Source organism: Pseudomonas sp. St316 (genome assembly GCF_018325905.1).
GTDB lineage: Bacteria > Pseudomonadota > Gammaproteobacteria > Pseudomonadales > Pseudomonadaceae > Aquipseudomonas.
Window position 1 is genome coordinate 1,128,978 of sequence record NZ_AP021901.1, and the last position, 14,128, is coordinate 1,143,105.

General features: G+C 60.9%; 12 protein-coding genes. 9 read left to right on the top strand and 3 right to left on the bottom strand.

What is annotated here, in order from left to right; all coding sequences use genetic code 11:
- Positions 1 to 10 precede the first annotated feature (10 nt).
- The 5 genes from KI237_RS04995 (at position 11) to KI237_RS05015 (ending at position 6,403) form a co-directional block, all read left to right on the top strand.
- Positions 11 to 1,378: a DUF1329 domain-containing protein gene (locus KI237_RS04995; RefSeq protein WP_212799041.1), complete on the top strand. Its 1,368-nt coding sequence runs from the start codon at positions 11 to 13 to the stop codon at positions 1,376 to 1,378.
- Between the two features lie 291 nt (positions 1,379 to 1,669).
- Positions 1,670 to 4,225, top strand: a complete 2,556-nt coding sequence (locus KI237_RS05000; protein ID WP_212799042.1) for a helix-turn-helix transcriptional regulator — start codon at positions 1,670 to 1,672, stop codon at positions 4,223 to 4,225.
- 88 nt (positions 4,226 to 4,313) lie between these two features.
- Positions 4,314 to 5,003 carry a helix-turn-helix transcriptional regulator gene (locus KI237_RS05005; protein ID WP_212800554.1) on the top strand — a complete coding sequence of 230 codons (690 nt, stop codon included), beginning with the start codon at positions 4,314 to 4,316 and terminating at the stop codon, positions 5,001 to 5,003.
- A 104-nt stretch (positions 5,004 to 5,107) separates the two neighbouring features.
- A complete protein-coding gene (locus KI237_RS05010) occupies positions 5,108 to 5,479 on the top strand; it encodes a VOC family protein (RefSeq protein ID WP_212799043.1) in 372 nt (123 codons plus the stop codon).
- 222 nt (positions 5,480 to 5,701) lie between these two features.
- Complete coding sequence (locus tag KI237_RS05015) at positions 5,702 to 6,403, top strand: hypothetical protein (protein ID WP_212799044.1); 702 nt, start codon at positions 5,702 to 5,704, stop codon at positions 6,401 to 6,403.
- Here KI237_RS05015 and KI237_RS05020 read toward each other — a convergent pair.
- Positions 6,368 to 7,189, bottom strand: a complete 822-nt coding sequence (locus KI237_RS05020; protein WP_212799045.1) for an IclR family transcriptional regulator — start codon at positions 7,187 to 7,189, stop codon at positions 6,368 to 6,370. The two genes, KI237_RS05015 and KI237_RS05020, sit on opposite strands and share 36 nt — an antisense overlap.
- A 151-nt stretch (positions 7,190 to 7,340) precedes the next feature.
- Between KI237_RS05020 and hmgA the strand changes: the two genes are divergently transcribed.
- From hmgA to maiA, 3 genes are read left to right on the top strand one after another with little or no spacing between them, the layout of a single operon-like run.
- Complete coding sequence (gene hmgA, locus KI237_RS05025) at positions 7,341 to 8,645, top strand: homogentisate 1,2-dioxygenase (RefSeq protein WP_212799046.1); 1,305 nt, start codon at positions 7,341 to 7,343, stop codon at positions 8,643 to 8,645.
- A 3-nt stretch (positions 8,646 to 8,648) separates the two neighbouring features.
- On the top strand, positions 8,649 to 9,953 hold the full coding sequence (gene fahA / locus KI237_RS05030; protein ID WP_212799047.1) for a fumarylacetoacetase: 1,305 nt from the start codon (positions 8,649 to 8,651) through the stop codon (positions 9,951 to 9,953).
- A gap of 10 nt (positions 9,954 to 9,963) precedes the next feature.
- Positions 9,964 to 10,602 carry a maleylacetoacetate isomerase gene (gene maiA / locus KI237_RS05035; RefSeq protein WP_212799048.1) on the top strand — a complete coding sequence of 213 codons (639 nt, stop codon included), beginning with the start codon at positions 9,964 to 9,966 and terminating at the stop codon, positions 10,600 to 10,602.
- Positions 10,603 to 10,761: 159 nt separating this feature from the next.
- On the opposite strand, the gene KI237_RS05040 is transcribed toward maiA, so the two are convergent.
- The gene (locus KI237_RS05040) at positions 10,762 to 11,565 is read right to left on the bottom strand and encodes a SirB1 family protein (protein WP_212799049.1); all 804 of its coding nucleotides are present in this window, start codon (positions 11,563 to 11,565) and stop codon (positions 10,762 to 10,764) included.
- A gap of 187 nt (positions 11,566 to 11,752) precedes the next feature.
- Here KI237_RS05040 and KI237_RS05045 point away from each other — a divergent pair, with 187 nt between their 5' ends.
- Positions 11,753 to 12,772 carry a Glu/Leu/Phe/Val dehydrogenase family protein gene (locus tag KI237_RS05045; RefSeq protein ID WP_212799050.1) on the top strand — a complete coding sequence of 340 codons (1,020 nt, stop codon included), beginning with the start codon at positions 11,753 to 11,755 and terminating at the stop codon, positions 12,770 to 12,772.
- A gap of 116 nt (positions 12,773 to 12,888) precedes the next feature.
- On the opposite strand, the gene glyA is transcribed toward KI237_RS05045, so the two are convergent.
- Positions 12,889 to 14,127, bottom strand: a complete 1,239-nt coding sequence (glyA, locus tag KI237_RS05050; protein ID WP_212799051.1) for a serine hydroxymethyltransferase — start codon at positions 14,125 to 14,127, stop codon at positions 12,889 to 12,891.
- Between the last annotated feature and the right edge of the window lies 1 nt (position 14,128).

The window sequence follows — 14,128 nt, forward strand, 5'->3', positions numbered from 1 at the left end:
GGAAAACCCAATGCGCAAGATGATCCTGCAATGCGGTGCCCTGGCCCTGAGCCTGCTGGCCGCGAACGTGATGGCGGCGGTCTCGCCCGATGAAGCGAATAAACTGGGTACCAGCCTTACGCCGTTGGGCGCGGAAAAAGCCGGCAATGCCGATGGCTCGATTCCGGCCTGGACCGGCGGCATTCCGAAAAACGCCGGTGCCGTGGACAGCAAGGGCTTTTTGGCCGACCCGTTCGCCAATGAAAAACCGCTGTTCACCATCACCGCCGCGACCGTGGACAAGTACAAGGACAAGCTGTCCGAAGGCCAGGTCGCGATGTTCAAGCGGTACCCAGAGACCTACAAGATCCCGGTCTACCCGACCCACCGAAGCGTCGGCCTGCCGCCGGAAATCTACGAATCGGCCAAGCGCAGCGCCCTCAACGTGAACGCCATCAACGACGGTAACGGCTTGGCCAATTTCACCGGCAACCGCTACTACGCGTTTCCGATCCCCAAGAACGGTGTAGAGGTCATCTGGAATCACATCACCCGTTATCACGGTGGCAACCTGCGACGCATCATCACCCAGGCCACCCCGCAAACCAACGGCAGCTTCACGTCGATCCGTTTCGAAGAAGAGGCCGCTGTGCCGGCCCTGATCAAGGACGCCGACCCGGAAAAGGCCAGCAACGTGCTGACCTATTTCAAACAGGAGGTCACCGCACCGGCGCGCCTGGCCGGCAACGTGCTGTTGGTGCATGAAACCCTCGACCAGGTGAAGGAGCCACGCCTGGCCTGGATCTACAACGCCGGCCAACGCCGGGTGCGTCGCGCCCCGCAAGTGGCCTACGACGGCCCGGGCACCGCCGCGGACGGGTTGCGCACCTCCGACAACTTCGACCTGTTTTCCGGCGCGCCGGACCGTTACGACTGGAAGCTGATCGGCAAGAAGGAAATGTACATCCCGTACAACAGCTACAAGCTCGATTCACCAAGCCTCAAGTACGACGATGTGATCAAGGCCGGCCACATCAACCAGGACCTGACCCGCTATGAGTTGCACCGGGTCTGGGAAGTGGTCGGCACGGTCAAGCCGAGCGAGCGGCACATCTATGCCAAGCGCCACATGTACTTCGACGAGGACAGCTGGCAGGCGGCGCTGGTGGACCACTACGACGGTCGCGGTCAACTGTGGCGTGTGGCCGAAGGTCATGCCCAGTTCTACTACGACCATCAGAACCCGGGCTACACCCTCGAGGCGCTCTACGACATCATTGCCGGTCGCTACATCGCACTGGGCATGAAGAACGAAGAGAAACACAGCTACGAGTACGGCTTCGAAGCCCGAGCAGCCGACTACACGCCGGCGGCGCTGCGTTCGACCGGGGTTCGGTAACGTCTGGCCGTTAGTTGTGGCGAGGGGATTTATCTGTGGGAGCAAGGCTTGCCCGCGATGAACGATGACGCGGTTGCGCTTAGACCGCAGCGCGACCGTCGCGGGCAAGCCTTGCTCCCACAGTCAATCCTCTCCTGACACGGTTGTGCCTGGCTGGAGGAAATCATGATGACCGGCAGCGCCCCTGCCGGTCGTTTTTTTATGGGCGCTAATCAGCGTGCTGAATACTTCTCCAAAGCTCGGCGACACAGGACTAGGGTGGTGAGATAACAATAAACAGGATCTGCACACATGACCGCCATGACCCCGTGTCCGGACCGTCCAGGGTTGTTGCCTCGCCTGTCTTCGACGCACGTGCCGCGGCGATCCCTGAGCGAGCCGCTGCTGACTTCCCAAGCGCGGGTAAAACTGCTCTGCGCGCCAGCGGGCAGTGGCAAGAGTGCGTTGTTCGCCGAGTGCTTCCTGCAGGCTCCCGCCGGGTGTCGGCTGCATTGGTTGCCGCTGGGGGGCGCGGCGTTGAGCGCGATGCAAATGTGCGAGCGCCTGGCCGAGGTCCTCGGGCTGCCCATGCTCGATGAAGCGGGGCTGCTGGCCCACCTGGCGCGTTTGCAGACGCCCACGTGGTTGTTCCTGGATGATTACTGCCGGGTGTCGAATCCCGAACTGGACCAGTTGCTCGACCGTCTGTTGAACACCAGCAGTCCGGCCTTGCACCTGTGGCTCAATGGCCGCCGCCGTCCCCACTGCAACTGGCCGCGGCTGTTGCTCGATGACGAGCTGCACGAGTTCGATGCGCAGGCGTTGTTCTTCACCGCTGACGATGTCCTGCCATGGCTGCGTCATCTGCCCGGTCCCCAGGCTGCCCGCACTGCCCGCGAGGTGATCCAGCGCAGTGGCGGCTGGTGTGCCGGGGTGCGCATCACGCTGCTGGAGCGTTGCGAATGGGCGCGCAGTCATGCAACGCCGGGACGGCCAGGGACCTTGGTCGACTACCTGGAGTACGAACTGTTCAGCACGCTGACCCCGGATCTGGCGCAGGCCTGGCGTGTTCTGGCGCATCTGCCGCGCTTCAATGCCCGGCTATGCGAGCACCTGTTCGGCGACACTGTAGGGGTGCAATGCCTGCCCTTGCTGCTGGACCTGGGATGTTTCATCGAGCCATGGGAGCAGACGTCGGACTGGTTGCAGATTTTTCCGGCCCTGGCCCGGCTGGTACGTGAAGAGCCCTGGCCGCAGGGGCGTTCCTGGCATCGACGGGCCTGTCAGTGGTTTGCTGCCGAGCAGGACTGGCAAATGGCGTTCGAGCAAGCCATGTTGGCTGAGGAGTTCGAGACCGCCGTCAGTTTCTTGCAGCATCTGAGCTTCGAGCACGTCTTGCAGCGTCGCAACGTGGTGCTGTTGTTGGGCCTGCACGATCAACAAGGCGAAGTGCTGACCCTCGGTACGCCGCAATCGGTGGGGTTGGTCACCGCTGCGCTGTTGTTTGCCGGACGCTTCGACCAGGCGTCGACGTGCATTGAGCAACTGGCCAGGTTCCTGCCGCAGCCTTCGGCCTGCCGGCAGCGACAGGTGCTGGCCAGGTGGCAGGTCTTGCAAGGCTGGTTGCTGCACCTCTCGGGCGATGGAGAACAGGCGCGTGAGCACTTTCTCCAGGCCCAGGCCAGCCTTGACCCCGAAGCCTGGGCCCAACAGGTACTGTGCCTGGGTGGGCTCACGCAGCAGGCGTTGCTTGCAGGCGAACTGGCTTCTGCCCATCGGATCAACCGCCAGGCACTGTGCCTGGCGCGTGCGCAAGGTTCGCTGGTATTCGAAGGATTGCTGGAACTGGACCACGCCCAAATCCTGGAGCAACGCGGCGCGCCTCATCGGGCCGATCATCTGCTGGTCGCCGTCCAGGCGCTGCTGGATAAACCAGGCCAGGACTTTTCCCCGTTGTTGGGGCGTATTGCCCTGCGGCGCGGGCGCCTGGCATTGCGCATGGGGTTTGAAGAACGCGCTGCCGAGCAGTTTCAAGCGGGTCTGGAAACGGGCCTGCACAGCCTGGACAAACAGGTGCTCTATGGCTTTCTCGGCAAGGCCAGCCTGGCTGCCAACCAGGGCGACTATGGCGAGGCCTTCATGCAACTGCGCGATGCCGAGCGGATCATGCAGCAGCGGCACATCCCCGACACCGTTTACCGTGGTGTGTTGTTGCAAACCAGCTGTCAGTTCTGGCTGCAACAGGGGCGGGCGGAACTGGCCCATGAAGCCTTGACCCGCGTCTTGCGCCATTTTCGCGGACCGCAGGCTAAATACGCGCCGCCCGCGACCCTGGAGTTGATTGCGCGACTTGAATACCTGCTGGTGTTGGCCGAGTTCTACCTGCAGCGGGCACACGATCCGCAAACTCAACTCAGAGCAATGATCGCCCAGGCACGGGACAGTGAAATGCACAGCTTGGAAGCCGAGCTGCATCTGGTTCTGACGGAGGTTGTCTGGTTATCCGGTGATCGTGCCCAGGCCCGGACGATGCTGCAGGAGGGGCTTGCGCGAGTCGCCTGCTGGCGGGCCCAGCAAGCTTTGTGTGAGTTGCGCTTGCGCCAGCCCGAGCTCTTGCGTTGGGTACAAACGGCGGAGCAAGTCGAGGGGACGACGGTGCTGGCGATCGAAGAACCGTTACTCAGTCACCGTGAACTGCAAGTGCTGGAGTTGATTGCACAGGGCTATTCCAATCAGCAAATTGCCGAACGGTTGTTCATATCGTTGCATACCGTAAAAACCCATTCACGGCGGATACATAGCAAGTTGGGGGTGCAACGGCGTACTCAAGCGGTAGCAAAAGCTAAAGTCATGGGCATGATGACTTAGGGCATCGCTGCCTGTATCAGCGCCGGTGGTTGTAGTGCCCCCCTTGATATGGAACTCTATCGAGCATTGCCTTTTTGAACTCTCCTCAATGTCTCGCTCGCAACGTCTCTTGACCTTGATCCAGATTTTACGTCGCCACCGTTTTCCTGTTGCTGGAGCAGTGCTGGCCCGTGAACTTGGCATCACCCTCCGCACCCTCTATAGGGACATTGATACCTTAAAGGAACAAGGCGCAAGCATTGAAGGCGTCGCAGGGCTTGGTTTTGTGTTGCGTCCCGGGTTTATGCTCCCGCCACTGATGTTTTCAGAAGACGAGATAGAGGCCCTCGTGTTGGGCTCGCGCTGGGTAGCTAGGCGTGCGGATGAGCGTTTGGGTCAGGCTGCACGTAATGCCCTTGATAAAATTGCTGCTGTCCTACCATCAGGCTTGAGGGACGAGCTAGACGCTACTGCGCTACTCATCGGGCCTAGCGCCTCGCCCTTGCCAGCAGACATCGTGCAGCCGCTTATTCGAAAGGCGATCAGGGAAGAACTGAAAGCGCAAGTCACCTACAAGGATCAGCAGGGCGAGAAATCCTGCCGAACAATCTGGCCATTCGCACTGGGTTATTTTGATGATGCACGCGTGCTGGTGGCCTGGTGCGAGCTGCGTGGTGGTTTTCGTCACTTTCGCAGTGACCGGATTAGCACTTTCAATGTCGCCCAGGAGAGATATCCGCGCCGACGCCAAGCACTGTTGAAGGCTTGGCGTCTTCAGGAGGGGCTCACTCCTCAATAGGCGATGACTGCTGACAGAAATGGGTAGTGGCGTACGTAGGATAGAAGGCGCTAGCAAGCATCGTGCTGATAGCGCCACTTTCATCCATCGTTAAGAGCACCCAAATGATCAAGCCCAACTTCTTCATTTTGTATGTAGACAGCCCAGAAACCAGCGCGAGCTTCTATGCCGACTTATTGGGCAGCGCGCCTGTAGAGGCTTCGGCCACGTTTGCCATGTTCGCTTTAGACTCAGGGTTCATGTTGGGGCTTTGGTCCAAGCACACCGTCGAACCACGCGTAGCCTGCATTGGGGTGGCAGGCGAAGTGGCGTTCTCTGTCGCGGAAAAAGCCGTTGTTGACTCGACCTATCAAGCATGGATGGCCAGGGGGTTAACCGTTATACAAACACCGGTAGATATGGATTTCGGGTATACGTTTGTCGTTCTTGATCCGGATGGTCATCGGCTGCGTGTGTTCGCGGCGTCGAACACCTAGTTTACGTTTAGGGCGCCAGCGCGCCATACCAGTAAGCGGCTGGTACCCCACCAGCCGGGACGGGTTCATCACGTCCACGGCACGGCGGCTAATGTGGCCGACACGGAAAGAACACGAAAACGCTTACATTTTGCCTTTTTACAATAAGGGGGGCGGCTGGGGTATAACTGAATGGACGGACCGAACAGGAAGTTCGGGCCCCCTGACATGACAAGGACGTTTATGAATACTCAGTTATTTTCTTCTTATTCCGAAAAATTTCGCGCGCTGAAGAACACGCGTGTGGATTTCGCGGTGAAAGTGCTATTGGGCGGTTATCTGGAAGGCTTGGGTGTCAACCCATTGAATACCTACTTGAATACCTTGGCAGACTTTCCGAATCCCGAAGTGGGTTCTTCTGAAACCCTGTTCGATGAAACGCTGGCCTGCGTTGTAAAACAGCGATTGCCCAATTACACGCAAGCCGTCAGTAATGTGTTCAGCAAGCGTTATTCCTTTGCCACGGAAGATCGGGTCAAGGCCCTGGATTTAATCGCTTTTGAAAAAATTGTCGTGGATATCGTTACAAGTCTGGCAGAAAAACCTTCAATGGATTTATCCAAGCGGTCCATTATGCCCGTGGATGCCATGGACGTTCATGCTGCCTTGAAAGTTCATCTGCCCGGCGTCGACCTGGATAAAGTCCATGTCACCAGTTTTGTGCCCCATGACTCCGGAGAATGGATGGTGTCTTCTTCTGAACCACTGATTGACTATCTACTGGACCATTTCCACCATAATGATATTCCCTACCACTCCAAGGGCGACCATCAGGGCATCTACAGGGTCGCCTTCAGTGGCGAAGAGCGTCATCGCCATCCGCGACTGGCCCCCGCTCATCTCAATGAACTACTGATCAGGATTGTCCCGGATTTCCTGCGCTGATCCCGGAGCCGCTTCATACCCCATCCGCCAACTCACGGCCCGGGTCGCCGCCAACAGGCGTTGCGCCGCCGGGCCGTTTTCGTCGGCGTGGAACAGTGAGGTCGGACCGACGATGGTCATCACCGCCTTCACCTCGCCGACCGCATTGAACACTGGGGCGGACAAGGCGTCCACGCCCGGCATCAGCAAGCCATGCACATGGTGCAGGCCGCGGCTGCGAATTTGCTCGCACAACGCGGCATAAGCGCGGTCGTCGGCGAGGGCGTGGTGCTCGCTGCCTTGTACTTCCTGCTCGCGCAAGCCGATGGTCTCGCGCTCCGGCAGATAGGCGCTGAACACCAGCCCCGTGGACGAACTGAGCAGCGGCAATACCGAGCCCAGTTGCGTCACCACCGTCACGGCTCGCACGGCGGGTTCGATACGCACCACGGTCGCGCCATGGTTGCCCCATACCGCCAGGAAGCAGGTTTCGTTCAAATCGTCGCGCAACTCGGACAAGGGCAGGGCAGCCACTTGCAGCACGTCCATGCCGTTGAGCGCTGCCAGGCCTACGCGCAGGGCCTCGCGGCCCAGGCCATAGTGGTTGGTGGCGGCGTTCTGCTCGGCAAACCCGCTGGCGATCAAGGCCTGCAGATACCGATGAACCTTGCTCGCTGGCATTTGCACGTGTTCGGCCAGCCGCGACAGCGACGTGGAGGGCGACAGTTCGGCCAAGGCCTTGAGGATGTCGGTGCCGACTTCGGCCGAGCGGACTTTCTGTTTACCGTTGCTGAGCGGGGTTTCCATGGAGGCGCAGGGTCCAGAGGCGAATGGGCGTCTTTATAGCTTGACGGTCGCTGTCGAGCAAATTACGTTATGCGTAATTGAATTACGATAAAAATAACCCGGTGCGCCTCAATCACTCCACTGAGTGACGGGCCGCATTCCAGGAGGCTCCATGAACCTCGATTCCCCAGTGTCGGACCTGGTCTACCAGGCAGGCTTCGGTAACGAATTCGCCAGCGAAGCATTGCCCGGCGCATTACCGGTCGGCCAGAACTCGCCACAGAAAGCCCCGTACGGTCTCTATGCCGAGTTGTTCTCCGGCACCGCATTCACCATGGCCCGCAACGAAGCGCGGCGTACCTGGATGTACCGCATCCGGCCCTCGGCCAATCACCCGGCCTTCACCAAGCTGGAACGGCAATTGGCGGGCGGCCCATTGGGCGAAGTCACGCCCAATCGCCTGCGTTGGAGCCCGCTGGAGATTCCCGCCGAACCCACCGATTTCATCGACGGGCTGGTGTGCATGGCGGCCAATGCCGGTGCGGACAAACCGGCCGGCATCAGCCTTTATCAGTACCGGGCCAACCGCTCCATGGAGCGGGTATTTTTCAATGCCGACGGTGAATGGCTGATCGTGCCGCAACTGGGGCGGCTGCGGATCGCCACCGAGTTGGGCGTGCTGGAACTGGCACCGCTGGAAATCGCCGTGCTGCCTCGGGGCCTGAAGTTTCGCGTTGAGCTGCTCGACCCGCAGGCCCGTGGTTACCTCGCCGAAAACCATGGCGCGCCGCTGCGCCTGCCGGATCTGGGGCCCATCGGCAGCAATGGCCTGGCGAACCCGCGGGACTTCCTGACGCCGGTCGCCCATTACGAGAACCTCGCGCAACCGACCCCGCTGGTGCAGAAATTCCTCGGTGAGTTGTGGGGTTGCGAGCTGGATCATTCGCCCCTCGACGTGGTGGCCTGGCACGGCAACAACGTGCCGTATAAATATGATCTGCGCCGCTTCAACACCATCGGCACGGTCAGCTTCGACCACCCGGATCCGTCGATTTTTACCGTGTTGACCTCACCCACCAGCGTCCACGGCCTGGCCAACCTCGACTTCGTGATTTTTCCGCCACGCTGGATGGTGGCGGAAAACACCTTCCGGCCGCCGTGGTTCCACCGCAACTTGATGAACGAATTCATGGGCCTGATCCAGGGCGCCTACGATGCCAAGGCCGAAGGTTTCCTGCCGGGCGGCGCCTCCTTGCACAGTTGCATGAGTGCCCATGGCCCGGACGGCGAAACCTGCACCAAGGCGATCAACGCTGAGCTTCAGCCGGCGAAAATCGACAACACCATGGCCTTCATGTTCGAGACCAGCCAAGTGTTGCGTCCAAGCCGTTTCGCCCTGGACTGCCCGCAACTGCAAACCGACTACGATGCATGTTGGGCCTCGCTGCCTGTCACGTTCGACCCGACCCGGAGATAACCCATGACTCAACTTTCCCCTGCCCGTAGCTGGGTCGCCAGCGCCAACGGCCACGCCGATTTCCCGTTGCAGAACCTGCCATTGGGTATTTTCAGCGTCGATGGCGGTGCCTTGCGCAGCGGCGTGGCGATTGGCGAGCGGATTTTCGATCTGCAGGCGGCGCTGCAGGCGGGCTTGTTCGAGGGCGCGGTGCAACAAGCCGTCGAAGCCATGGCTGACGGCCAGTTGAATGGGTTTTTCGACCTGGGTCGCAGCGCCCGGGTTGCCCTGCGTGAACGACTGCTGGAACTGTTGCGCGAAGATAGCCCGCTGCGCGACAAGGTCGAAGCCTTGGAGGCGAAGCTGCTGCTCCTTGCCGCCGACTGCCAGATGCACCTGCCGGCCAGAATCAACGACTACACCGACTTCTACGTCGGTATCGAACACGCGCAGAATGTCGGCAAGTTGTTCCGCCCCGACAATCCGTTGCTGCCCAACTACAAATACGTCCCCATCGGTTACCACGGCCGCGCCTCGACCATTCGCCCGTCCGGCACCGACGTGCGCCGTCCCAAGGGCCAGACCCTGCCGGCCGGCCAGACCGAGCCGACCTTCGGCCCGTGTGCGCGGCTGGACTATGAACTGGAACTGGGCATCTGGATTGGCAAGGGCAATGCCCTGGGCGAGCCGATCCTCATCGGTGATGCCGCTGAACACATTGGCGGGTTCTGCCTGCTCAACGACTGGTCGGCCCGGGATATCCAGGCGTGGGAATACCAGCCCTTGGGGCCCTTTCTGTCGAAGAGTTTCCTGACCAGTATTTCGCCATGGGTGGTGACCGCCGAGGCCCTGGAACCGTTCCGTCGCCCGCAACCGGCACGCCCGGAAGGCGATCCGCAACCGCTGCCGTATCTGCTGGACACGCGTGACCAGGCCGGCGGTGCCTTCGACATCGAATTGGAGGTGCTGTTGCTGACCGAGGCGATGGGCGAGCAAAACCTGTCAGCCCAGCGCCTGACCCTGAGCAACACCCAGTACATGTACTGGACCGTGGCGCAAATGGTTGCGCACCACAGCGTCAACGGTTGCCAGTTGCAGGCCGGCGACCTGTTTGGCTCGGGCACCCTGTCGGGACCTGAAAACCATCAGTTCGGCAGCCTGCTGGAAATCACCGAGGGCGGCAAAAAACCGATCGAGCTGGCGTCTGGCGAAGTGCGCCGCTTCCTTGAGGACGGTGACGAAATCATCTTGCGGGCCCGTTGCCGCCGCGAGGGTTTCGCGTCTATCGGCTTCGGCGAGTGCCGGGGCAAGATCCTGTCGGCGCGCTGAGGGGCAGGGCATGGAACTCTATACCTACTACCGCTCCACCTCGTCCTATCGGGTGCGCATTGCGTTGGCGCTCAAGGGGCTGCAATACCAGGCCCTGCCGGTCAACCTGATCGCACCGGCGGGGGGCGCGCATCGCCAACCCACCTACCTGGCGATCAATCCCCAGGGCCGGGTGCCGGCGCTGCGCACCGATGAGGGCGCGCTGCTGGTGCAATCGCCTGCCATCATCGAATACTTGGAGGAACGTTATCCACAGGTGCCGCTGCTCAGCGCCGACCTGACGGTGCGCGCCCATGAGCGTGGCGTCGCCGCGCTGATCGGTTGCGATATTCACCCCCTGCACAACGTCAGCGTGCTCAACAAACTGCGGGAGTGGGGGCACGATGAAACGCAGGTGACGGAGTGGATCGGGCACTGGATCAGCCAGGGCTTGGCGGCGGTGGAGCAGTTGATTGGCGATGATGGCTATTGCTTCGGTGCAGAGCCGGGCCTGGCGGATGTGTACCTGATCCCGCAGTTGTACGCGGCTGAGCGGTTCAATATCTCGTTGCTGGCGTATCCGCGGATCCGTCGTGTTGCGGCGTTGGCGGCTGGGCATGCGGCGTTCCAGCAGGCGCATCCGGCGAAGCAGCCCGATACACCTAACTGATCTTGATGTTGGCTGTTCCATCGCCATCGCGAGCAAGCTCGCTCCCACACTGGATCTGCGGTGAACACAAAACCTGAGTTCACTACGATTAACTGTGGGAGCGAGCTTGCTCGCGATGGCGATTTAACAGTCGACCAAGATGTACAGCCCCACGACAGCTCAATGCACAACCGAATTCGGTGGCAAATGCCCCAGCCGCTCGGTCAGCCGGATGCGTTGGATCGGATCGTCGCTGAGCATCAGGGCATGCTCCAGGTCGAAGCGTTCGGCGTTGGGGCAATCGAGTCGCTGATACAGGCTGGCGCGGGCCAGGTAGTCGGCGGCGCTGGCGTTGCCCAGTTCCAGCACCCGTTCGGCGTCGATCAAGGCCGCGATGTAATCGTCGTTCGCCAGATGCAGTTGACGCAGGTTGCGCGACAGGCGCTGCAGCATCTGCATCGGCTCGGCGTTGACCAGATGTTCAGCCTTGAGCTGCATGTTCGCGCCGTATTGGCGCTGTAGCAGTTCCCGGCAGTCATTGGGGTACAACCGGCGGCCACCGCACGGATCGAGCAGGTGATCGGCGCCGGGCACCTTCAACAGGAAATGCCCGGGGAAATTGACACCGACCATCGGAATTTCCAGGCCTCGGGCCAGTTCCAGGGCAATCAGGCCGAGGGCCAGGGGTTGCCCGCGTTTGCGCGCCAGGACTTTGTCCAGCAACGCCGCTTGTGGTCGCAGAGGCGTGAAGTCGTCCTGGGCGAAGCCCAAGTCATTGAGCCGTCGCAGCAAGGGCTGGCCCAGTTCACTGACAGGCAGCATCGGCAGGCCATGGCTGACTCGCTGTTGCAGCGCCTTGAAATCCTTCAGCAAGGCCGGTACGTCGACCTCGCGATCATGTTCGGCAGCGATCCACAGCGCCGCTTCGAACAGCGCCGGCGGCGAGCGGTGCAGACAATCAAAAAAGGCTTGGCGCGGTTTCATCGAACTCTCCGGGCTATGCTCCCGTTTTAGCCCCGTCGTGGATTTTCGTCCAGTCTCGGACAGAGGCTGAAACAGGTTATGCCGAAAAAGACTGATCACCCTGGCGACTTATTCCTGCGTGCTCCAGCAAATTTCGACTGCACGCCTATACTGGCCAAACAAACAAAAGTGATTCGGGAGCCTTACGATGTTTGCTCTCATGCAAAGCTCCCGCCTTGAATCGCTGCATCTAAGCGTAGACCCGACGACCGGGTTGAAGGCGGTGATTGCCATTCATTGCAGCCGTCCCGGGCCCGCCCTGGGAGGCTGTCGTTATCTTGCCTACCCCGACGACGAAAGTGCCGTGGCAGATGCCGTGCGCCTGGCCCAAGGCATGAGCTACAAGGCAGCGCTGGCCGGCCTGCCCGTGGGCGGCGGGGTGGCGGTGATCATGCGCCCGGCCCATGTCGAGAGTCGGGCTGCGTTGTTCGAAGCTTTTGGTCGCTGTATCGAGCAGTTGGACGGGCGCTATATCACGGCCATCGACAGCGGCACGTCGGTGGCCGACATGGATTGCATCGCCCAGCAGACTCGCCATGTCACCAGCACCACCGCCTCGGGGGACCCCGCGCCCCACGCGGCAATGGGGGTTTTTGCCGGCATCCGTGCCACCGCCATGGCGCGCCTGGGCAGCGATAACCTCGAAAGCCTGCGGGTGGCGATCCAGGGCCTGGGCAATGTCGGTTATGCCCTGGCCGAACAACTGCACGCCGCGGGTGCTGAACTGCTTGTCAGCGACATCGACCCTGGCAAGGTGCAATTGGCGATGGAGCAGTTGGGGGCTCATCCGATCGCCAACGAAGCATTGCTCAGTACGCCCTGCGACATCCTTGCGCCTTGCGGCCTGGGTGGGGTGCTCAACAGCCAAAGCGTGGCGCAACTGCGCTGCTCGGCCGTTGCCGGTTCGGCCCATAATCAGTTGAGCAACCTGCAAGTGGCCGACCAGTTGGAAAGACGTGGAATTCTCTATGCGCCGGACTATGTGATCAACTCCGGTGGCCTGATCTACGTCGCGCTGAAGCATCGTGGCGAAGAGCTGTCGACGATCACCGCGCATTTGTCGAAGATCGGTGCCCGGCTCACGGAAGTCTTCGCCCACGCCCAGGCGGAGAAGCGCTCACCGGCCCGGGTGGCCGATGAGCTGGCGGAGCGTTTGTTGTACCGCTGAAAATACAATTGTGGGAGCGAGCTTGCTCGCGATTGGGGCCGTACATTCGATGTCTTCATCGACTGTTACAGCGCTATCGCGAGCAAGCTCGCTCCCACAGTTGTGCTCGCCTCTAATTACCTCAACAGATACACCGGAAAGCATTCGCACAGATGCATCACCCGGCGCCGGGTGTTATCCAGGCGCGCTGCGTTGTCCGGTTGCTCCAGCAGGTCGGCGATCAGGTTCGCCACTTCGGCACATTCCGCTTCGCCAAATCCGCGTGTGGTCAGCGCTGGGGTGCCGATGCGAATGCCGCTGGTGATGGCCGGTTTCTGCGGATCGTTGGGGATCGCGTTTTTGTTCAGTGTGATGTGGGCACTTTCCAGCAGCGCCTCGGCGTCTTTGCCGGTGATGTTCATCGAGCGCAGATCGAGCAGGAACATGTGGCAATCGGTACCGCCGGACACCACCCGCAAGCCGCGTCGGGTCAGGACGTCGGCCATGACGCGGGCGTTGTCGATCACCCGTTGCTGGTAATGCTTGAACCCGTCGCCCAAGGCTTCGTTGAATGCCACGGCCTTGGCAGCGATGACGTGCATCAGCGGGCCGCCCTGGTACACCGGGAAAATCGTCTTGTCGAGCAGGGCGGCATATTGCGCCTTGGCCAGGATCAGACCGCCGCGCGGGCCGCGCAGGGTCTTGTGGGTAGTGGAGGTGATGAAGTCGGCGATGCCAACCGGCGACGGGTACACACCGGCAGCGATCAACCCGGCGTAGTGCGCCATGTCCACCATCAGGTAGGCGCCGATTTCATCGCAGATCTTGCGAAAGCGCTGGAAGTCGATGGTCCGCGAATAGGCCGAGGCCCCGGCGATGATCATCTTCGGCCGGTGTTCCCTGGCCAGGGCTTCCATTTCTTCGTAGTCGAGGGTTTCGGTTTCCGTGTCCAGGCCATAGGAAAATGCCCGGTAGATCTTGCCGGAAAAATTCACCGAGGCACCGTGGGTCAGGTGGCCGCCATGGGCCAGGGACATGCCCAGAATGGTGTCGCCGGGTTCAAGTACCGCCAGGAAAACCGCCTGGTTGGCCTGGGAACCGGAGTGCGGCTGCACGTTGACGTATTCGCAGTTGAACAACTTGCGAGCGCGTTCGATGGCCAGGTTCTCGATTTCATCGACGACCTTGCAGCCGCCGTAGTACCGCTTGCCCGGATAGCCTTCGGCGTATTTGTTGGTGAGCACGGAACCCTGGGCCTGGAGCACTTCCTCGCTGACATAGTTTTCCGAAGCGATCAGCTCCAGGTGGGTTTCCTGGCGGTTGCGCTCGCGGTCGATCAGGCGGGCAATGGCGGGGTCGAAATTTTGCAGGCTCATG